General features: G+C 56.8%; 19 protein-coding genes and 1 pseudogene. 9 read left to right on the top strand and 11 right to left on the bottom strand.

The features are described from left to right. The first annotated feature begins 66 nt into the window (after window positions 1-66). Entirely contained in the window at window positions 67-693 is a 627-nt protein-coding gene (locus ACWKXN_RS04875) for an O-methyltransferase (protein ID WP_454543393.1), read from the top strand. A 64-nt stretch (window positions 694-757) separates the two neighbouring features. Here the strand turns inward: ACWKXN_RS04875 and hrpA are convergent, their stop codons facing one another. After that, the gene (hrpA, locus tag ACWKXN_RS04870; RefSeq protein WP_454543392.1) at window positions 758-4660 is read right to left on the bottom strand and encodes an ATP-dependent RNA helicase HrpA; all 3903 of its coding nucleotides are present in this window, start codon (window positions 4658-4660) and stop codon (window positions 758-760) included. Window positions 4661-4865: 205 nt separating this feature from the next. Here hrpA and azoR point away from each other — a divergent pair, with 205 nt between their 5' ends. Continuing rightward, window positions 4866-5471 carry an FMN-dependent NADH-azoreductase gene (gene azoR, locus ACWKXN_RS04865; RefSeq protein ID WP_059311330.1) on the top strand — a complete coding sequence of 202 codons (606 nt, stop codon included), beginning with the start codon at window positions 4866-4868 and terminating at the stop codon, window positions 5469-5471. 89 nt (window positions 5472-5560) lie between these two features. Then, on the top strand, window positions 5561-6247 hold the full coding sequence (locus ACWKXN_RS04860; protein ID WP_213787378.1) for a pseudouridine synthase: 687 nt from the start codon (window positions 5561-5563) through the stop codon (window positions 6245-6247). Between the two features lie 7 nt (window positions 6248-6254). On the opposite strand, the gene ACWKXN_RS04855 is transcribed toward ACWKXN_RS04860, so the two are convergent. Further along, complete coding sequence (locus tag ACWKXN_RS04855; protein ID WP_023311631.1) at window positions 6255-6794, bottom strand: DUF2058 domain-containing protein; 540 nt, start codon at window positions 6792-6794, stop codon at window positions 6255-6257. Between the two features lie 310 nt (window positions 6795-7104). Here ACWKXN_RS04855 and ACWKXN_RS04850 point away from each other — a divergent pair. The 4 genes and pseudogenes from ACWKXN_RS04850 to ACWKXN_RS04835 all read left to right on the top strand — a co-directional run bounded on the left by ACWKXN_RS04850 (window position 7105) and on the right by ACWKXN_RS04835 (window position 11184). Beyond that, window positions 7105-8219 (top strand): annotated as a pseudogene (locus ACWKXN_RS04850) (DUF6883 domain-containing protein). Between the two features lie 10 nt (window positions 8220-8229). After that, entirely contained in the window at window positions 8230-8913 is a 684-nt protein-coding gene (locus ACWKXN_RS04845; RefSeq protein WP_182072691.1) for a YrhA family protein, read from the top strand. Between the two features lie 244 nt (window positions 8914-9157). Next, window positions 9158-10132, top strand: a complete 975-nt coding sequence (locus ACWKXN_RS04840) for a DUF1852 domain-containing protein (protein ID WP_045142958.1) — start codon at window positions 9158-9160, stop codon at window positions 10130-10132. Between the two features lie 23 nt (window positions 10133-10155). Further along, entirely contained in the window at window positions 10156-11184 is a 1029-nt protein-coding gene (locus ACWKXN_RS04835; RefSeq protein WP_023311627.1) for a methionine synthase, read from the top strand. Between the two features lie 4 nt (window positions 11185-11188). Here ACWKXN_RS04835 and ACWKXN_RS04830 read toward each other — a convergent pair whose 3' ends face one another. After that, window positions 11189-12121 (bottom strand): LysR substrate-binding domain-containing protein, encoded by a 933-nt coding sequence (locus ACWKXN_RS04830; protein WP_454543391.1) that lies wholly within the window; start codon window positions 12119-12121, stop codon window positions 11189-11191. A 95-nt stretch (window positions 12122-12216) separates the two neighbouring features. Between ACWKXN_RS04830 and ACWKXN_RS04825 the strand changes: the two genes are divergently transcribed. Together ACWKXN_RS04825 and ACWKXN_RS04820 are read left to right on the top strand one after the other, a co-directional pair. Next, window positions 12217-12651 (top strand): DMT family transporter, encoded by a 435-nt coding sequence (locus ACWKXN_RS04825; protein ID WP_032657293.1) that lies wholly within the window; start codon window positions 12217-12219, stop codon window positions 12649-12651. A 4-nt stretch (window positions 12652-12655) separates the two neighbouring features. Continuing rightward, on the top strand, window positions 12656-13111 hold the full coding sequence (locus ACWKXN_RS04820) for a DMT family transporter (protein ID WP_096151586.1): 456 nt from the start codon (window positions 12656-12658) through the stop codon (window positions 13109-13111). Window positions 13112-13219: 108 nt separating this feature from the next. Here ACWKXN_RS04820 and ACWKXN_RS04815 read toward each other — a convergent pair whose 3' ends face one another. From ACWKXN_RS04815 to ACWKXN_RS04780, 8 genes are read right to left on the bottom strand one after another with little or no spacing between them, the layout of a single operon-like run. Then, entirely contained in the window at window positions 13220-13747 is a 528-nt protein-coding gene (locus ACWKXN_RS04815; RefSeq protein WP_454543390.1) for a DUF3833 domain-containing protein, read from the bottom strand. After that, window positions 13744-14265: a hypothetical protein gene (locus tag ACWKXN_RS04810; RefSeq protein WP_047061806.1), complete on the bottom strand. Its 522-nt coding sequence runs from the start codon at window positions 14263-14265 to the stop codon at window positions 13744-13746. The genes ACWKXN_RS04815 and ACWKXN_RS04810 overlap by 4 nt, the downstream gene beginning before the upstream one ends. Next, on the bottom strand, window positions 14262-14747 hold the full coding sequence (locus ACWKXN_RS04805; RefSeq protein ID WP_143347050.1) for a DUF2878 domain-containing protein: 486 nt from the start codon (window positions 14745-14747) through the stop codon (window positions 14262-14264). The genes ACWKXN_RS04810 and ACWKXN_RS04805 overlap by 4 nt, the downstream gene beginning before the upstream one ends. After that, a complete protein-coding gene (locus ACWKXN_RS04800) occupies window positions 14744-15964 on the bottom strand; it encodes an SAM-dependent methyltransferase (RefSeq protein WP_039262577.1) in 1221 nt (406 codons plus the stop codon). The genes ACWKXN_RS04805 and ACWKXN_RS04800 overlap by 4 nt, the downstream gene beginning before the upstream one ends. Then, window positions 15961-16683, bottom strand: a complete 723-nt coding sequence (locus tag ACWKXN_RS04795; RefSeq protein ID WP_048981092.1) for a DUF1365 domain-containing protein — start codon at window positions 16681-16683, stop codon at window positions 15961-15963. The genes ACWKXN_RS04800 and ACWKXN_RS04795 overlap by 4 nt, the downstream gene beginning before the upstream one ends. 1 nt (window position 16684) lies before the next feature. Then, a complete protein-coding gene (locus ACWKXN_RS04790) occupies window positions 16685-17944 on the bottom strand; it encodes an NAD(P)/FAD-dependent oxidoreductase (RefSeq protein ID WP_454543389.1) in 1260 nt (419 codons plus the stop codon). After that, entirely contained in the window at window positions 17941-18660 is a 720-nt protein-coding gene (locus ACWKXN_RS04785) for an SDR family NAD(P)-dependent oxidoreductase (RefSeq protein WP_032657315.1), read from the bottom strand. Before ACWKXN_RS04785 ends, ACWKXN_RS04790 begins: the two co-directional genes overlap by 4 nt. Beyond that, complete coding sequence (locus ACWKXN_RS04780) at window positions 18657-19091, bottom strand: nuclear transport factor 2 family protein (RefSeq protein ID WP_182071280.1); 435 nt, start codon at window positions 19089-19091, stop codon at window positions 18657-18659. The genes ACWKXN_RS04785 and ACWKXN_RS04780 overlap by 4 nt, the downstream gene beginning before the upstream one ends. Window positions 19092-19291: the final 200 nt, after the last annotated feature.

Genomic DNA, 19291 nt, shown 5'->3' with positions numbered 1-19291 from the left:
AGGGAGAGGGAGAAAAATCCAGGGAGTCAATCTCTGCATCAACAATGGTCTGCAGTAGATAATTACATGATTTCTTCGCTGATCCCTGACGATGACGTGCTTCATCAGGTACTGGAAAACAATAAACGCGCCGGGCTACCCGAACACGATGTTGCGGCCAATCAGGGGCAGCTGCTGGCGCTGTTCGTGCGCATGACCCAGGCAAGACGCATCCTTGAGATTGGTACGCTGGGCGCCTATAGCTCAATCTGGATGGCGCGCGCCCTGCCGCCGGACGGAAAGCTGATTACGCTCGAGGCTGACCCGACGCATGCCGATGTGGCCCGCCAGAATATTCACCTCGCGGGGCTGAACGATCGCATTGAACTGATTGAAGGCCCGGCGCTGAGCTCGCTGGAGAATTTCGGTGACGTTCCGCCGTTCGACCTGATCTTTATTGATGCCGATAAGCCAAACAATCCCGGCTATCTGGAGTGGGCGCTGCACTATTCACGTCCCGGCACGATAATCATTGGCGATAACGTGGTGCGCGATGGCGAAGTGATTAACGGGCAAAGCGACGACGCGCGCGTGCTGGGGGTGCGGCGTTTTATCGAAATGATTGGGGATAACCCGCGCCTAACCGCCACCGCGCTGCAAACGGTGGGGGTTAAGGGATGGGATGGGTTTACGCTGGCAATAGTGAACGGGTGAAAATTGTGCGGCCTGATGCCCTCACCCCGCCCCTCTCCCACAGGGAGAGGGAGAAAACCGGGTTTTAAGCGGAAATCTGCTCCATCGCCTGCAGAATACGCTTATCCGAAATCGGATACGGCGTACCGAGCTGCTGGGCAAAGAAGCTGACGCGCAGCTCCTCGATCATCCAGCGGATCGCCTGCACGTCTTCATCGTCGCGGCGCGCCGGCGACAGCTTGTTTAACCACTGCTGCCACGCCTGCTGCACGCTCTCCACTTTCAGCATCTGCGCGCGATCGCGGTGCGGGTCGATAGCCATTTTTTCCAGACGTTTTTCAATCGCCTGCAGATAACGCAGCGTATCGCCCAGACGCTTAAAGCCGTTGCCGGTGACAAAGCCGCGATAGACCAGCCCCGCCATCTGCGCCTTCACGTCCGACAGCCCCAGCGCCATGGTCATATCCACGCGCCCCTTCAGGCGCTTGTTGATATTGAACACGGCGGTGAGGATCTGCTCGACCTGTTTGGCTATCTCCACCACGGTGTCGTTCAGCTCCGCGCGCACCTTTTCATGCAGCTGAGCAAAGCCCTCTTCCGTCCAGACCGGACCGCCCGCCTCGTGGATCAGCTTGTCCACGCCGCAGGAGATGCAGTCGTCAATCAGATCCAGCACCTTGCCGTACGGGTTAAAGTACAGCCCGAGCTTGGCTTTGTTCGGCAGCTTCTCGTGCAGATACTTGATCGGCGACGGGATGTTGAGCAGCAGCAGGCGACGCAGCCCGCGCCACATCATCTGCTGCTGTTCCAGCGGGTTATCAAACAGTTTGATCGCCACGCTGTCGCGCTCGTCCACCAGCGCAGGCCAGGCTTTGACCTTATAGTTACCGCGCTTCTGTTCGTAGCTTTCCGGAAGCTGACCAAAGCTCCAGATATGCAGCCCGCTCTGCTCGATACCGTCGTCCGCCACCGCAGAAAGCGTCTCCTGAACTTTCCCTTTCAGCGACTCTTTCAGCTCGCTCAGCGAACGTCCTTCCAGCAGCTTTTTGTTTTTATCATCCACCACGCGGAAGCTGATTTTCAGGTGATCGGGCACCTGATCCCAGTTCCAGTCTTCGCGGTCGATGGTGGTGCCGGTCATGCGTCGGAACTCGCGCTCGAGCGCGTCCAGCAGCGGCAGCTCCAGCGGCGTGACGCGGCCTAAAAACGCTTCCGCATAGTTTGGCGCAGGCACAAAGTTACGGCGCACCGGTTTCGGCAGGGATTTGATCAGCGCAATCACCAGCTCGCGGCGCAGGCCGGGGATTTGCCATTCAAAACCGCCCTCATCGACCTGGTTTAGCAGCGGCAGCGGAATATGAACGGTCACGCCATCCGCGTCGGCACCCGGTTCAAACTGATACGTCAGACGCAGCTTGAGGTTGCCCTGATGCCAGAAGTTCGGGTAGTCGAGCTTGCTGACCGACTCCGCCCCCTCTTTAATCAGCATGCTCTTTTCAAAGTTGAGCAGGTCCGGCGTCTCTTTGCTGGCCTTCTTCCACCAGCTGTCGAAGTGGCGGGCGGAGATAACATCGTGGCTGATGCGCTGGTCGTAAAACTCAAACAGCGCCTCGTCGTCCACCAGAATGTCGCGGCGGCGGGACTTGTGCTCAAGCTCCTCCACTTCCGCGCGCAGCTTCAGGTTTTCGCGGAAGAAGGCGTGGCGCGTCTGCCAGTCACCCTCCACCAGCGCGTGACGGATAAACAGCTCGCGGCTGAGCGCCGGGTCAATCTGGCTGTAGTTGACCTTACGCGCGGCGACCACCGGCAGGCCGTAAACGGTCACCTTCTCGGTCGCCATCACCGCGCCCTGCGCGCGCTCCCAGTGCGGCTCGCTGTACGAGCGTTTCAGCAGGTGCTTCGCCACCGGCTCCACCCATTCCGGATCGATACGCGCGGCAATACGCCCCCACAGGCGGCTGGTTTCCACCAGCTCGGCGACCATGGTCCATTTCGGCGGCTTCTTGAACAGGCCGGAACCCGGGAAGATGGAGAAACGGGCGTTGCGCGCGCCGGTATACTCCTGCTTTTCGGCGTCCTTCATCCCAATGTGGGACAGCAGGCCGGTCAGCAGCGCGATATGAATCTCGCGGTACTCCGCCGGTTCGCTGTTGACCGGAATGCCCAGCTCTTTCACCACCTGGCGCAGCTGGGTGTAGATATCCTGCCACTCGCGCACGCGCAGGTAGTTGAGGAAATCCACGCGGCACTGGCGGCGGAACTGGTTCGAGGAGAGCGCTTTCTGCTGCTCGCCGAGATAGTTCCACAGGTTTACGAAGGCGAGGAAGTCGGACTCTTTGTCGTGGAAGCGACGGTGCTTTTCGTCAGACGCCTGCTGCTTGTCCATCGGACGCTCGCGCGGATCCTGAATGGAGAGCGCCGAGGTAATGATCATCGCCTCGCGCACGCAGCCGTGCTTCTGCGCTTCCAGCACCATACGGGCCAGACGCGGATCCACCGGCAGCTGGCTGAGCTGGCGGCCCAGCGGCGTTAGCTTGTAGACCGTCGCCTGCTCGTCGGTGGTAATGGCGCCGAGCTCTTCCAGCAGACGTACGCCGTCCTGAATGTTGCGTTTATCCGGCGCTTCGACGAACGGGAACGCCGCGATGTCGCCCAGCCCCAGCGCGGTCATCTGCAGGATAACGGACGCCAGGTTGGTGCGGAGAATTTCCGGGTCGGTAAACTCCGGGCGCGACAGGAAATCATCTTCCGAATAGAGACGAATACAGATCCCTTCCGACACGCGGCCGCAGCGGCCCTTACGCTGGTTCGCGGACGCCTGGGAGACCGGCTCAATCGGCAGCCGCTGAACCTTCGTGCGGTAGCTGTAGCGGCTGATGCGCGCCGTGCCCGGGTCGATAACGTATTTAATCCCCGGCACGGTCAGCGAGGTTTCCGCCACGTTGGTCGCCAGCACGATGCGTCGCCCGCCGTGCGGCTGGAATACGCGGTTCTGCTCGCTGTTTGACAGGCGCGCGTAAAGCGGCAGGATCTCCGTGTGGCGCAGGTCGCGCTTGCTGAGCGCATCGGCGGTGTCGCGGATTTCGCGCTCGCCGCTCATGAAGATCAGAATGTCGCCCGCGCTTTCGTTGCCCAGCTCGTCAACGGCGTCGAAGATGGCCTGCAGCTGGTCGCGCTCGGTATCGTCCGCCTCTTCAACAATCGGGCGATAGCGCACTTCCACCGGATACGTGCGTCCTGACACCTCGATAATCGGCGCATTGTTGAAATGCTTCGAGAAGCGCTCCGGGTCGATGGTCGCGGAGGTGATGATGATTTTCAGATCCGGGCGACGCGGCAGCAGCTCTTTCAGGTAGCCGAGCAGGAAGTCGATGTTCAGGCTGCGCTCGTGCGCTTCGTCAATGATAATGGTGTCGTACTGCATCAGCAGGCGATCCTGCTGGATTTCCGCCAGCAGAATACCGTCGGTCATCAGCTTGACCATGGTGTTATCGCTAACGTGGTCGCTGAATCGCACCTTGTAACCGATGCAGCCGCCCGGCTCCGTCTGCAGCTCTTCGGCAATACGGTTCGCCACGGTGCGCGCCGCCAGTCGACGCGGCTGGGTGTGGCCAATCAGCCCTTTTAGCCCGCGTCCCAGCTCCATACAGATTTTCGGCAGCTGGGTGGTTTTCCCCGAGCCGGTTTCCCCCGCAACAATCACCACCTGGTGGTCGCGGACGGCCTCAAGGATGTCCTGTTTTTTCTGGCTGACGGGCAGGTTTTCCGGGTAGGTAATTGCCGGACGTGCGGCTTCGCGCAGCACAACTTTCCCTGCCGCCTGTTCAATCTCTTTCGCCATCTCCTGGTAAATGGCCTGTTGTGCATCAGGATTTTTAACCTTCTTCACGCCGTGCAGACGGCGGGCAAAGCGCTGTTTATCGCGCAGCATCAGAGAATCAAGCTGTTGCAGGAGCATCGTGAAGGTTAATTTTTGTTGTTCTGTCATAGCGTTAAAGGGCAGTACACGCCCTGATAAACTCTCTTTTTAATGATTGCTATAGAGTACCACATCGACGCCTTTCGCGCCTTATTCAAAAAATTCGAACATAGGCTTCGATATATTGCGCTATCTCTGTGGCAGGATTGTGAATAGAGTGTCAACAAGCAACGGGGCAACCCCCTTCAATCAAATGCAACAACAGGAATCACCCATGAGCAAAGTATTAGTTTTGAAATCCAGTATTCTGGCAGGGTACTCTCAGTCTGGTCAGCTGTCTGATTACTTCGTTGAACAGTGGCGTGAACAGCATTCCGCTGACGAAATCACCGTGCGTGACCTGGCTGCAAACCCAATTCCTGTGCTGGACGGCGAGCTGGTTGGCGCGCTGCGTCCAGGCGATGCACCGCTGTCTCCACGTCAGCAGGAAGCCCTGGCCCTGTCCGACGAGCTGATTGCTGAGCTGCAGGCGCACGACGTTATCGTCATCAACGCCCCAATGTACAACTTCAACATCCCTACCCAGCTGAAGAACTACTTCGACCTGGTGGCGCGCGCTGGCGTAACCTTCCGTTACACCGAGAACGGCCCTGAAGGTCTGGTGAAAGGTAAACGTGCGATCGTACTGACCAGCCGTGGCGGTATCCATAAAGACACCCCAACCGACCTGGTTGCGCCGTACCTGAGCCTGTTCCTGGGCTTCATCGGCATCACTGACGTGAACTTCGTGTTCGCTGAAGGTATCGCTTACGGTCCGGAAGTGGCGACCAAAGCGCAGACCGATGCGAAAGCCGCCATCGACAGCCTGGTAGCAGCCTAAGACTTCACCCTCTCACCGCCTGGTGGGAGGGTTTTTCTTTTCCCCGCATTTCGTTATCATCCGCTCCCACTCTCCAGCCGGGCGGCCTGATGTCTGCGATTATTGATTCTTTTATTGCCCCACCGTGTCACGACGACATTCAGATCCTCTGGCAGGATGAACATCTGCTGCTGATCGATAAGCCTTCCGGTCTGCTCAGCCTCTCGGGCAAAAATCCGCAAAACCTTGATTCCGTCCATTATCGTCTGGTCCAGACGTTCCCCGGCTGCACGCTGGTACACCGTCTGGATTTCGGCACGTCCGGGCTGATGGTGGTTGCGCGCAATAAGGCCATCAACGCGGCGCTGTGCCAGCAGTTCAGCCAGCGCAGCGTGGAGAAGGTCTACAGCGCCCTGCTTTGCGGCCATGTGGAAAACGACGAGGGAATAATAGACGCACCGATTGCCAAAGACCCGGCGCTGTTCCCGCTGATGTCGATTTGCGCCCTCAACGGAAAACCCGCCCGCTCCCGCTATCGGGTGGTAGAACGGTTTTATCAGGGTACGGGACTGCCGTTAACGCGGGTGATACTTACGCCGGAGACCGGGCGAACCCATCAGCTGCGTATTCACTGTCAGCAGCTGGGGCACCCGATTCTGGGCTGCGATCTGTATGGCGGTCTTGAAGCGCCGGGGGCGGAGAAAACGCCCCGGCTGATGCTGCATGCAAGCGAACTGAATTTTATTCATCCCGTGAGCGGAGAGCCGGTTAACGCCCGTCACGCCGCCCCGTTCTGAATGCGGTTTACCACATCAAATCGTCAGGGATTTTGAAGTCCGCGTACGGATCGTCTTCGTCCTGCTCTTCCTGGCTGAGCGCGCTGTTTAACACGATGCTGTCGGCATCGCGCTGGGCAATTTTATCGGCCACCACCGCCGGAATAATCGCGTATTCACAGTCGCCGCTGGCGTTGATGACCAGACGGGCAATCGCCAGACGGCCATTAATCAGCTGAGCCTGGGTTTGCTTGTCGACGTCGATTTTTTTGATCAGATTGCCGTCGGTGAAGTTAAAGGTGATATTACCTTTCGCCACAGTGATGCGGTTCATCTCAATCAGCTGCTTCACCTGTGCCTTAAACTCTTTCGCCAGCACGGCCTGCTTCTGCTGTTCGCTCAGCAGCTTGTCGCGCTCGATCTGCGCTTTCTTGTTCTCTTCTACCGCTTCCCGGGCCTCACGCGCCTGAACGCGTGATTTCTTTGCCGTGCGCTGCACTTTTGCCGCTTTTTTGCTGCTGACCAGGCCCGCTTTCAGCATCTGCTCTTGTAAGGTGAGTTTTGTCATGATTGTTTCTAAACCGGTTGGAAATTTTGGCGATTATAGCGGGAATTGCGGAGCGTGTGCCAGAGAAGTAGGCATGGCGCTTTGTCGCATGGGCCTTGTTTATTATTTATTCAGCGTTTACTAACATTACAGCCGCAAGAGTGATTAAAAATTGTCAGGTCATTTTCTTAAAAAAAATGAGCAGTTCGTGAATATGATGCGGATTGAATAATTGCGATCGCTTCAGGCGTAGGCTGTTTTTTCTTATTAAGAGAATGAAAAAAAATATGCCCTTAAAAGGAACAATGATGCTTAACGATAAGGATTCCGCATGTTTCGACTCTACCGGTCACATGATTTAACACGGCAATTAAACCCTGAAGATTTTCAATACATTCTTACTCCAGCAGGTTCACTGAAAGAGGCGTGTAAACATTATGATCTGTCTTATGAAGCAAACGGTCATAGCCTCTCTTTTGGTCTTCCCAAAAGAAAATACAGCATATCTCCACATCAAAGACCATATGAACGAAGGCAATGCAGCTACGCAGATCCCATTTATGATCAAGTAGAACGCGAACTTCAAATTGGCTGGCTTGTTGGAGTAGATACCTCCAGGCGCTGGAGCAGCGACCGGAACCCGTTTTATATCGACAATAACGGCGAGCTAATTTTTACCCCTACTTCCTCATCGTGGCATGCATGGTATAAGGACGAAATCATGAGCGCTTACCGGCACGTTATTGCCGATCGGCAAGGCAGGAAGCCTGCTCCCACTCAACGGATGCATTATGATTATTACGGGCCAACAACTTCACCGTCGGGGAAAACGCTGAATAGTAAAGCTGTTGGTCGACTGCTCGCCGCTGGTGGGGTGTATAACGGCAATATTAAAGGTTTTCATGAAACCGCACAGCAGCTTGGTGGGGATGCCCCCGCGGGCTACGATCAAATCATGAACAACAAAGGGTTAATGATTGCGGGTGCCTCCATTGCAGCAGGATTGACAATTGGCAGGTTGAACCCTTTAAGCGAAATAGACGAAATATCGGGTCTCAGTAAGATACCAGCACTTGAAAACCCATATGTAAAAGGTTTCACCTCTGAGAATGGTACATTAGTGAATGCTGAACACGCCGTTATCGACCCAAAAAAACTCGCGGCTTATGCTTTAGATTCAACACATCCTACAGGGGGGCACAAAGCCAGGGTGTTTGAATCAGCGCTGGGATACAACCCAACTAATGCAGATGTTTTAGCCGCAAGAATCCAGGAAGGCGTATTATCGGCCCCAGCCAAAGTGTTGCAGGCAAATAATTACGCCAAACAATGGCTGTCGATATGTCCATTTTAGGCGTCAATGATGAAACAGCGATCGTGCGTACAGGTTGGATGTATGAAACAGACGCGTTAGTTCCTCGCCTGACAACCATATTCGTTAAATGAGAAAATACAAATGAAAAGAGCCGAATTAGACGTAGTGATTTTAGGCGAGGATTTACCGAATGAAGGACTGGTAAAAGGGACTATTGGTACGATTGTTATGGTTTTCGACACCCCTACGCGGGGCTATCTTGTCGAGTTTTGCGATGAGGAAGGAAGAACAATCGCAATGCCTGCTTTGCTTCCCGCTCAACTAAAGAGTTATTTCACTCCAGGTATCCTTAAAACACTGCTGGTTGACAATAATTTCCCGGTAGCCAACCCAGTAGATCCTGACGTAATGACAGACTTGATGTACAAAGCCGCCCCTGCTGAATGGGATGCTCAGAAGAGAAGAGTTTACCAGGATATCCAACGTCTGATGGTTAACCGGCTGGACTACTCTGGTATGTTCGAAATCATGGATGGCCTTGAGTATAACGGTTTGACGCTGTACAGCCTGGTGCAGGCGGAGAACGGTGAACCCGTATGGTCGAATATCTACATTCGTAACTTTGAAATACGTGACAACGAAAGCTATGTTGATCCGAACCTTACTGACAAGGTACTCATTGGTGAAGATGGTATGACCGTGTTTGCCTACAACTTCACAGATGACTGTTTCGAGATCCGTGATAAAGCATCAATGGATTATGCGATTGAAACACATGCTAACCTCAGCGAATTGTTGTCCACGCTGATTGATACGTTGAGCTGAAATCCGCAACATCAATTGCTGGTTGTATTTTCAACCAGCCTATTGGATCACATTAATAAGGAGGTATAACGAAAGCATTCCGATACCTCTTCTCTCACTGCCCTCTCCAGCCTGTGCGCAACACTGTTCATGAACTTCGCTCATGTTGCATTGAAATTAAGTCACTTCCCCTACGCCGCGGGCTCAGGCATAAATTATGCATCGGTAACTTCTTAGCAACATGAACTTAGGATGCATAACCACAATGAGCAAAGCTTTCACATATACCCTTAAGCGCAGTTGCTTCGATGAGAATTACAACCCGTCAGAAAATACGCGTACGACCACCAACTTTGCCAACCTGGCGCGCGGGGAAAAACGTCAGGAAAACCTGCGCAATACGCTGGTGATGATCAACAACCGCTTTAACGCCCTGGCGCGCTGGGATAACCCAAACGCCGATCGCTACGCGGTTGAGCTGGAAATCATCTCTGTCGACTTGAACATTGGCGCGGAAAAACCGTTCCCGGCCATTGAGATATTGCAAACCACGATTGTCGACAAAAAAAATAACCTGCGTATCCCTGGCATCGTCGGGAATAACTTCTCTTCTTACGTGAGGGATTATGATTTCAGCGTGCGCCTGCTGGAACACAACAAGAACCAGCAGCACTTCAGCATTCCGGAAAAGTTTGGCGAACTGCACGGCAATATTTTCCGCCACTTTGTCAATTCGCCGGAATACAAAGAAAACTTCAGCAAGGGTCCGGTGATCTGCCTGAGCGTCTCCAGCAAAGACACCTATCGCCGCAACGGTAACCAGCACCCGGTACTGGGCATTGAATATCAGCCGGATGGCGAGTCGCTAACGGAACAGTACTTCGCGAAGATGGGCCTGCAGGTTCGCTATTTCATGCCGGAAAACAGCGTGGCGCCTTTCGCGTTCTTCTTTACCGGGGATTTGCTGAGTGACTACACCGATCTGGAGCTGATTGCCACCATCAGCACGATGGAGACGTTCCAGAAAATCTATCGCCCGGAAATTTATAACGCAAACTCGGCGGCGGGACTGTGCTACCGACCGGATCTGAACCAGCAGGATCACTCCTTAACCAAAATTGTTTATGACCGGGAAGAGCGTAGCCGACTGGCGATTGAACAGGGTCGCTTTACCGAAGCGTACTTTATTAAGCCTTACCAACACATTCTTGAGCAGTGGTCTGATAACTACACGCTTTAATTCATCAAAAAAGGTCTTTTATTATGAAAACATTGCTCCCGACTTCTACGGCTGGCAGCCTGCCTAAGCCGACCTGGCTTGCACAACCTGAAACGCTGTGGTCACCCTGGAAATTACAGGATCAGGAACTCCTGGCGGGTAAACAGGACGCGCTGCGCCTGTCCCTGGATGAGCAGATCCGCGCGGGTATCGATATCGTCAGCGACGGAGAACAGACTCGCCAGCACTTCGTCACCACCTTTATTGAACACCTGAGCGGCGTGGATTTTGAAAATCGCCAGACGGTGCGCATTCGTAACCGCTACGACGCCAGCGTGCCGACCGTGGTTTCAGCCGTTGCGCGTCAGAAGCCGGTATTCGTGGACGATGCGAAGTACCTGCGTCAGCTCACGGACAAGCCGATCAAATGGGCCCTGCCCGGGCCAATGACCATGATCGACACCCTTTACGACGCGCACTATAAAAGCCGCGAAAAGCTGGCCTGGGAATTCGCCAAAATCCTCAATCAGGAAGCGCGTGAGTTAGAGGCCGCGGGCGTGGATATTATCCAGTTTGATGAACCGGCATTTAACGTCTTTTTTGACGAGGTGAACGACTGGGGTATCGCCGCGCTGGAGCGCGCCATTGAAGGGCTGAAGTGCGAAACCGCGGTACACATCTGCTACGGCTACGGCATCAAAGCCAATACCGACTGGAAAAAAACGCTCGGCTCAGAGTGGCGCCAGTACGAAGAGGCCTTCCCTAAGCTGCAGACCTCTAATATCGACATTATCTCCCTGGAGTGCCACAACTCCCGCGTGCCGATGGATCTGCTGGAGCTGATCCGCGGTAAAAAGGTGATGGTCGGCGCGATTGATGTGGCAACCAACGCCGTTGAAACGCCGGAGGAAGTCGCCGATACGCTGCGTAAAGCGCTGCAGTTCGTCGATGCCGACAAGCTTTACCCGTCTACCAACTGCGGCATGGCTCCGCTTTCACGTCAGGTGGCTAACGGCAAGCTGAAAGCGCTCAGCGCCGGCGCAGAGATTATCCGCAAGGAGCTCGGCGCGTAATCCCTTACGTTTGCCAGTAGAGCGGCGTACCGAAAAACGCCACGTAATAATCAATCACCGCCCTGACGTTCAGGGGCGGATGACGTGCGTTAGGATAGATCGCCGCAATATTGAGTTGCTCCGTGTTGATGGCGCACGCCATTTCCGGCATAAGGGCGATCAGCTCGCCCCGCTTCAGCCTGTCGCCAATCAGCCAGTCCGGAAACAGGACGATCCCCATCCCACCCAGCGCGGCAATAAGCAGCGACTCCGCATTATTGGACGTCATCAGCGGCGCGACGGGATAATGCACCCAATTCTCCCCTTTGCGCCGCACGAGCCAGCGGTTAGGCCCGGACGAACCGCGATAGACCAGACATTTGTGCTGGCTCAGTTCGGTCGGGTCGGCCGGGACGCCGTGCTGACGCAGATACGCGGGCGACGCGGCGAGGTGGTAGCGCTGCTGCCCAAAAACACGGGCGTGGAACGTCGAATCCGTCAGCGTGCCGATGCGGAAGATGAGATCGGCGGCATCCCGGTGCGGGTCGATAAAGTCATCGGTCAGCGTCAGCTCAATGGTTAACTGTGGATAACGCTCGGCCAGACCTGCCAGTCCGGGCGCAACGTGTCTCTGTCCAAAAAATACCGGCCCGTTTATGCGGACCGTGCCGGAGGGTTCGGTCGAACGTTCATCCAGCTCACGACGCGCCTCTTCGAAGTTATCGACCATCGCCCGGGCATAGCGGATAAACAGATGCCCGCTTTCCGTGGGGATCACCGCCCGGGTATTGCGATAGAACAGCTGCTGGCCGAGCGCGTCCTCAAGCTGATGAACAATGCGCGACACCTGCGAGGCAGAGATTCCCTCTCGTCGCGCGACGACGGAAAAGTTCTGCGTTTCATAGACGGCAATAAACAGCAGCAGTGAGCGAAGGTTCATGCTTCCGGCATCTGACATTAATGCATTTCCTGCAAAGGTGTTTCCTGCATTATGGCATTTTTCTCACTGGTCTACCGACGTAATCTTCTTCGCCTGAAAACGGAGGAAGCGTAATGCAGTTTGTTTTGATTTTACTGGTGATTGCCGGCGGGATGGGCCTCTCCGTCGAGGCGGGGCTACTGGGGCCATTAGGGGGAGAAGTGGGCGATTTATGGGCGACGTTCAGCATTTTTGGCGTCGGCGCCGCGCTGACGTTTCTGCTGATGCTGTTTTTCAGCCCGCGTAACAGCCCGTCGTTTTTCGCCCAGCCCGGCTGGCAGCTGCTCGGCGGCGTGCTTGGCCCTGTTTACGTGGTCATTCTGACGATCGCCACGCCGACCATCGGCATCGCTCTGACGATGATTGGCATTCTGGCTGGTCAGGTTTTTAAAAGCCTGATCATTGACCACTTTGGCCTGCTGGGTACGCCGCACAGGAAGATAAACGCAAAACGTATCGTGGCGCTGGTTTTTATTATTGCGGCACTGGTTCTGGTCGCGCAGGGGTGATGATATGACGCTGATAATGATTCTTCTGGCCGTCTGCGGCGGCGCAACGCTGAGCATTCAGGCCGCGATTAACGGGCAGCTCGGCAGCAATGTCGGGGTATTTAAAAGCGCGTTTCTGACGTTTTCCGTCGGCGCGCTGATAACCGCCCTGCTCATTTTCTTCTTTGAACCGAAGCAGGCGGTCACGCTGCTGGACGTGCCGAAATGGCAGCTCATCGGGGCGATGTTCGGCGTGCCCTACATTGTGATCATGGTCGTGGCGGTGCAGCGCATCGGCACCGCCGTCGCCACGGTGGCGGTGATATTCGGCCAGCTCGCCATGAGTATGTTGATTGATAACTTTGGCTGGCTGGGCAATCCCGCCATTCCGTTTTCACCGAGCCGTCTGAGCGCGGTGGTGTGCCTGGGGATTGCCCTGGCCTTTATATACTCGGGAAGCAAATCCCGCGCCGAAAGCTAAAAAATATTGAGGAACATAGAGTGTACCGAATGACCACAGCCGCCCTATGTTCCCCTCACCCTAACCCTCTCCCCATAGGGGCGAGGGGATAGTTCACTGCTCGCATCATCACTCTTTACGGGTAAAGAACAGCGTCACCGTGGCGACGGTGACGCCAAATTTCTTCATCTCGGTTTTATTAAACAGATGCGTTTCATCCTGCAAATACATCCAGTCGTCGAAGTTCAGTAGCCAGGTGCTGCCGTTGGCCTTCACGTTCATGCTGTAATGCCAGTTAAAGGCGTTGCCTGCTGCCTGCCCCGTGGCAACGCCTTCAATGTCCCCTGCCGTTCCCTCGTAGCGGTCGTTCCCCACGCGCCGGATGTGCCAGACCCGCTGCTGCTTCTCGCCATCGTCGTAGACAAAGTGCTCGTTGAGCGTCAGCGTATCGCCGATAACGTCTCCGGCAATCTCAACGTGGAAACGGCGGATCTGCTTGCCGCTGCGATCCTGCACCATCCCCCACGCTTCGGTTTTGCCCTGGAAGTAGTGGAAGATATCAAGCCGCGGCTGCTGCTGGCGATACTCGGCCACCTCAGTGCTACAGCCCGCCAGCAGCATCGTGAATGCCAGCGCCATCATCAGGATACGTTTCATTTTTGGCCTCCGATTAACTGCTGACGCAGCTCAGGATATTGCGTGCGGGGATCGAGCCAGATGGCCAGAAAACGGGTGCTGAACGCTTCCGACTGGCGCGCTCCGAGTGGAATAAAGGATGTTTGCGCCGCTGACGCGCGATACCAGAACTGCCCCTGCTTATCGTTGAGAACAAACGCCAGCTGTGAGCCCGGGCGGACATCCGGCCAAAGGGACTGGAGCATCCGCAGCCAGGCTTCGCTTTGCGGCTCCTGGGCCAGGATCCCCTGCGCCTGCCACTGGTCGCGGGTCGCCTCAACCAGTTCATCGCGATCGATGTCGCGCGCATAGGTAATAATGAGCGCCTGATCCTGGTCCCGGCTGTAACGGCCGTCCGGGGTGCGCAGCTGGGAGGTGTAGACGGTGAAAGGTCCCCAGGTGAGCGTGGCGTCACCCACCTTCCGCCAGGCAAGCCAGTCGGCGGCCTGGGCAACCGGAACAACCAGCGTCAGCCAAAGCAGCAAAACCACAGATCTCATTTTTGTCTCCCCATCAGCAGGTGGAAAAACAGCATCAGTACCAGCCAGCCCGGCGCCATCCAGCTGACGACGATAAAGGTCGGCTCCAGAAACGTGATGCCTCCCAGCCGCTCGCCGAACAGGTAGGCCACCGGTCCGCCCACGGCGGCCAGCAGGGTCAGCAGCCAGCCGGGTAGCGTGGTGGTGCGCGTCAGCTGCGTCCAGACCGTGGCGAACATCAGCCACAGTGCCACCATCCATAACGGCATCAGGGACTCGCCCGTAAAGGCAATCAGCCCGGTCAGGGCCCAGAGTGCGTCCAGCAGACTGCCCGCCGCGGCCAGCCCAATGGCGTAAAAACGGTAAGCAGGCGGCAAGAGCAGGCACGCCAGGATCGCCAGCGCAAGCCAGATAATCAGGCCCTGTTCGCGAAAGAGCACCACCAGCACCCAGTAGAGATCGAACGCGACGGCGAGCAGGAAGACCTGAAGGTAACGTCTCATACGCGCTCGGCGGTCAGCTGCACCACGCTGATGGTGCGAGCGTTAAACCCGGCCTCACAGTAGCCAAAGTAGTACAGCCACATGCGGCGGAACCGTTCATCGAAGCCGAGCTTTTCAATCTCCTGCCAGGCATGGACAAACCGCTGCCGCCAGTGGGCCAGCGTGCGGGCGTAGTCGGGGCCCATGTCGAAAAGATTGCGCACCACGAAATCGGTGTGGCGCGTCATCAGCTCGTTCATCGCGGTGATGCTCGGCAGGAAGCCGCCGGGAAAAATGTAGCGCTGGATAAAATCGACGCTTTTGCTGTAGTCGCGATAGCGCTGGTCCTGAATGGTAATGGCCTGAATCGCCATCCGTCCTCCCGGGCGCAGCCGCGCCTGGCAGGTGCGGAAGAACGTGGGCAGATAGCGTTGCCCGACGGCTTCAATCATCTCGATTGAGACCAGCTTGTCGTACTGTCCGGTGAGGTCGCGATAGTCGCAGAGCAGTACCTCAACGCGATCCTGCAACCCCGCGCGGGCGATCCGCTCTGTCGCCCAGCTATATTGCTCCTGCGACAGCGTGGTGGTCGTCACCCGACAGCCGTAATGACGCGCCGCGTATTCCGCCATCGCGCCCCAGCCGGTGCCAATTTCCAGCAGATGGTCACCCGGGCTTAGCGCCAGCTGGTCACACAGGCGCGCCATTTTGGCCTGCTGGGCCGCCGTCAGATCCTGCTCGTCAGCGGTAAATAGCGCGCTGGAATAGAGCAGCTCTTGATCCAGAAAATGGGCGTAAAAGGTATTGCCCAGATCGTAATGGGCGGCAATATTTTCGCGCGCCTGCATGCGGGAGTTACGCCGCGTCCAGTGGCGTATCCGCTCCAGCGGCCTGCCGAGCAGACGGAACCCGTTTTCCAGACGGCCAAGCACCTCGCCGTTTATCGCGAGCAGCTCCAGAAGCGGCGTAAGGTGCGCAGTTTCCCATTCGCCGTCCATCCAGGCTTCTGCTGCAGCAAGGCTCCCGCCTGTTAACACGCGCCAGTAGACGCCGGGCGTGAGGATCTGCACGTCGGCGTGCAGCGCGGAGGATGTCTCGCCAAAATGAAAGGTCTGCGCCCCTTCACGCAGCGTGAGCGAGCCGCCGCGGATACCGCTTAACAGACGAAACAGCAGCCATCGCGCGATGCGGACGTTGCGCGGAATATCGGGTTCCAACGCAAAGACGGGATCGGTCATGAGCGTTCACTCCTGCTGACGGGATGGTTATACAGCGGCACGCGCTTGAGCCACAGGCGCAGCGCCTGCCAGTAAATGGCAAAAACGGTTTTCAGGGTCATGAGCGGAATGCGCAGCAACAGCGAGCGCAGCGCGGAGCGCGTCAAAGGCTCCCGGCGCAGCGCCAGCGTGGCGTCAAAAACCTTCGCTTCCTGATGATTTTCAATGTGCATATGCAGCGTGTTATCCGGGTCGTTAAAGCGCCAGTGGTAGATCATGTCCATCGGGTTGAAGGGGGAAACGTGAAACGCTTTTTCCGTCGGCTGCGCATCCTGTCCGTTGACGGCATAGTAATGACGTTCATTCCACGGCGTGTTGCGGACCTCCGCCAGAACCCAGCGCAGCGTTCCCTTCCCGTCGTAGCAGTAGTAAAAGTTGACCGGATTGAAATGAAAGCCGAAATAGCGCAGCTGCGTCAGGAGCATCACCCGCCCGTCCGGACGTTCCCCGGTCAGGCTCTCCAGCCTGCTGAGCACGTTCTCTTTAAGCGGCGTGCCGAGCGGATAGTCAGCGTCGTGGAACGATGCGCCGGCAAAGCGATTGCGCCGCACGCCGACTGACGGCAGCAGCGGCAGTTCATCGAGATCCAGCCAGGCCATAAAGACGCTGTAGCTGAATTCATGGGTTTTCGGCTGAAGGCGGCGGTGGCGTAATACGCCGTGGTAGAGGCAGCTGTTCATCTCAGTTCCCCTCTCCGGCCGCTATCGCATTGACCACGTCCAGCGCGCTGCGCACGCCATCTTCATGAAAGCCGTTGTACCACCAGGCACCGCAGTACCAGCTCCGGTTATGACCGTTGATCTCGCCGCGCCGCGCCTGCGCCCGCCAGCTTTGCGGGTTAAACAGCGGATGTTCATAGACAAAGCGTTGCAGAACGAAGCGTTCATCTACCGGCGCGTCCGGGTTGAGGGTGACGCAGAACAGCGGACTGCCCGCAGGGAGCCCCTGCAGGATGTTCATGTTGTAGGTGACGCAGGCGCTGGCCTGCTCGTGAGCGCTCAGGCGGTAGTTCCAGCTGGCCCACGCGCGCCGCCGCTCCGGCAGCCAGCGCGGATCGCTGTGTAAAACGACCTCGTTGCGCTGCCAGCCGATATCGCCGAGCACCTCGCGCTCTGCGGGCGTCGGGTCATCAAGCATCGCCAGAGCGCTGGCGGAGTGGCAGGCAAAAATCACCCGATCGAAGGTATGGCTGCCGTTTTCAAGCTGAAGCGTAACCCCGTGCTCGTGGCGGCTCACCCGCTGCACCGGAGAATTGAGATGCAGATTCAGACGGTCGCCCAGCTTGTCGAGCATGGCGCGGATATACTCCCGCGATCCGCCCGGCACCACGTACCACTGCGGGCGCTGGGTGATATCCAGCAGCCCGTGGTTTTGGAAGAAACGTAAGAAAAGCGGCAGCGGGAAACGCTTCATCTCCTGCAGCGACGAGGACCAGATGGCGGCCCCCATCGGCAGAATGTAGTGGCGCGCAAAAAACGGCGTGAAGCCGTGCTTTTCCAGAAACGTTTGCAGCGTGGCGTTCGGGTCCACCTCCCCGTCCAGCGCCTGTTTCGCCAGACGATTGAAGCGGACGATCTCCCCGAGCAGCCGCCAGAATGCCGGATTCACCAGGTTTCGGCGCTGGGCAAACAGCGACGTCAGGGTGTGTCCGTTGTACTCCAGCCCCGTCGCCGGGTTGTGCACCGAAAAGCTCATCTGCGTTTTTTGTCCGCTGATGCCCAGCTCGCTGAGGAGGCCCATAAAGCGCGGATAGGTGCGATCGTTGTAAACGATAAACCCGGTATCGATCGCGTAGGTACCCTGTGGCGTCGGGACGTCAACCGTTGCGGTATGGCCGCCGGGCGTGGCGCCCGCTTCAAACAGGGTCACCTGATGGTGCCCGGCCAGGCGCCAGGCGCAGGTCAGCCCGGCGATGCCGCTGCCGATAATCGCAATGTTCATGAACGCACCATCCTGCGCAGCAGCGCGCGCTGAAGAAACGCAGGCAGCCCGGAGAGCAACCGCAAAATAAAGCCGAACCCGTCAGGAAACGCGATATGCATTTTCCCTGCCGCCAGCCCGGTACGGATCGCCTTGACCGCCTCGTCGACGCTCACCCTGCCCGGCATGGCAAAGTCGTTTTTGCGCGTCAGCGGCGTATCAACAAAGCCCGGGGAGACCACCGTGACGGCAATTCCTTTTGGCTCCCAGTCCAGGCGCAAACTCTCGGCAAACCAGCTCAGGGCCGCTTTGGACGCGCCGTAGGCCTCTGCCCGTGGGAAAGGTAGCCAGTGGGCCATGGAACTCACCAGCACTACGCGGTTGCCAGCCGTCAGCTGGGGCTGCAGCGCGTCAAGACAGTTCACCGGGCCGAGGAAATTTGTCGCCATAACCCGCTCCACCAGCGCCGCATCCACCACGCCTCCATCGAGATATTCGCAGGTACCGGCGCAGAGAATAATCAGATCGGCGTAGCTGCCGGTCAGCGCCTGGCGACAGGCATCCCTGTCTGTCATATCGAACAGGCGAACGGTGAGATTGGGGCAGGTCTGATGCAGCGCTTCGAGGCGCGCCGGATCGCGTCCGCAGGCAATCACGTGGTAGCCGTCTGCGGCAAAGGATTTCGCCAGCCCGGCGCCAATGCCCGAGCTTGCACCGGTGATCAGCACCGTTTTCATGATTTGACCCTCCGCTTCACGCCGCGTACCGCCCAGCCCAGCAGAGGAAGATGTTCGTAGATCATCTCTCCCGCATCGTAGTAGTCGCGCTGGTGCGTGATGAGATCGTTTTCCGTGTTCACCACCGAACACCCCGGCAGTTCGAGCGGCTCTCCCCCGGCAATGCGCGGATGCGACCAGTGCATTACCCAGGTCACAGCAAACCGGTTCCCGCTGCACAGCGGCGTATCGATGGAAAAACGGCAATGCTCGACGTTGGCCAGCAGATGGGTGAAATAGCGCTGAAGCGCGAAAATCCCGTCATGCTCGCCAAACGGATCGATAAGCGTGGCATTCGAATGGTAAAGCCCCACCAGCGCGGACGGCGGCTGGCTATCCAGTGCGGCGTAGTACTCAACAAACCGACTCACGACAGAGGGCAAAGTGCTCATGGGTCACATCCTGGCTGTAAACAACGTGGCGTAATCGCATACTTAAAACTTACACAATTAACGTTATTTGTCCAAGTTTGTGATGATTTATTTTTTATTTTAACTATATATCAATAACTTAATAACAGTAAAAAAGTGAGTTTTGTAGACCGGGTAAGGAGTGGCCGCCACCCGACTTTAACTTTCAGGATTTCCTTAAG

The organism is Enterobacter sp. UPMP2060 (genome assembly GCF_053709655.1).
This window is presented reverse-complemented; position numbering and strand designations above follow the sequence as displayed.

Coding starts and splice junctions, on each gene's coding strand:
- ACWKXN_RS04875 (WP_454543393.1), top strand. CDS start 67: ATGATTTCTTCGCTGATCCCTGACGATGACGTGCTTCATCAGGTACTG.
- hrpA (WP_454543392.1), bottom strand. CDS start 4,660: ATGACAGAACAACAAAAATTAACCTTCACGATGCTCCTGCAACAGCTT.
- azoR (WP_059311330.1), top strand. CDS start 4,866: ATGAGCAAAGTATTAGTTTTGAAATCCAGTATTCTGGCAGGGTACTCT.
- ACWKXN_RS04860 (WP_213787378.1), top strand. CDS start 5,561: ATGTCTGCGATTATTGATTCTTTTATTGCCCCACCGTGTCACGACGAC.
- ACWKXN_RS04855 (WP_023311631.1), bottom strand. CDS start 6,794: ATGACAAAACTCACCTTACAAGAGCAGATGCTGAAAGCGGGCCTGGTC.
- ACWKXN_RS04845 (WP_182072691.1), top strand. CDS start 8,230: ATGAAAAGAGCCGAATTAGACGTAGTGATTTTAGGCGAGGATTTACCG.
- ACWKXN_RS04840 (WP_045142958.1), top strand. CDS start 9,158: ATGAGCAAAGCTTTCACATATACCCTTAAGCGCAGTTGCTTCGATGAG.
- ACWKXN_RS04835 (WP_023311627.1), top strand. CDS start 10,156: ATGAAAACATTGCTCCCGACTTCTACGGCTGGCAGCCTGCCTAAGCCG.
- ACWKXN_RS04830 (WP_454543391.1), bottom strand. CDS start 12,121: ATGTCAGATGCCGGAAGCATGAACCTTCGCTCACTGCTGCTGTTTATT.
- ACWKXN_RS04825 (WP_032657293.1), top strand. CDS start 12,217: ATGCAGTTTGTTTTGATTTTACTGGTGATTGCCGGCGGGATGGGCCTC.
- ACWKXN_RS04820 (WP_096151586.1), top strand. CDS start 12,656: ATGACGCTGATAATGATTCTTCTGGCCGTCTGCGGCGGCGCAACGCTG.
- ACWKXN_RS04815 (WP_454543390.1), bottom strand. CDS start 13,747: ATGAAACGTATCCTGATGATGGCGCTGGCATTCACGATGCTGCTGGCG.
- ACWKXN_RS04810 (WP_047061806.1), bottom strand. CDS start 14,265: ATGAGATCTGTGGTTTTGCTGCTTTGGCTGACGCTGGTTGTTCCGGTT.
- ACWKXN_RS04805 (WP_143347050.1), bottom strand. CDS start 14,747: ATGAGACGTTACCTTCAGGTCTTCCTGCTCGCCGTCGCGTTCGATCTC.
- ACWKXN_RS04800 (WP_039262577.1), bottom strand. CDS start 15,964: ATGACCGATCCCGTCTTTGCGTTGGAACCCGATATTCCGCGCAACGTC.
- ACWKXN_RS04795 (WP_048981092.1), bottom strand. CDS start 16,683: ATGAACAGCTGCCTCTACCACGGCGTATTACGCCACCGCCGCCTTCAG.
- ACWKXN_RS04790 (WP_454543389.1), bottom strand. CDS start 17,944: ATGAACATTGCGATTATCGGCAGCGGCATCGCCGGGCTGACCTGCGCC.
- ACWKXN_RS04785 (WP_032657315.1), bottom strand. CDS start 18,660: ATGAAAACGGTGCTGATCACCGGTGCAAGCTCGGGCATTGGCGCCGGG.
- ACWKXN_RS04780 (WP_182071280.1), bottom strand. CDS start 19,091: ATGAGCACTTTGCCCTCTGTCGTGAGTCGGTTTGTTGAGTACTACGCC.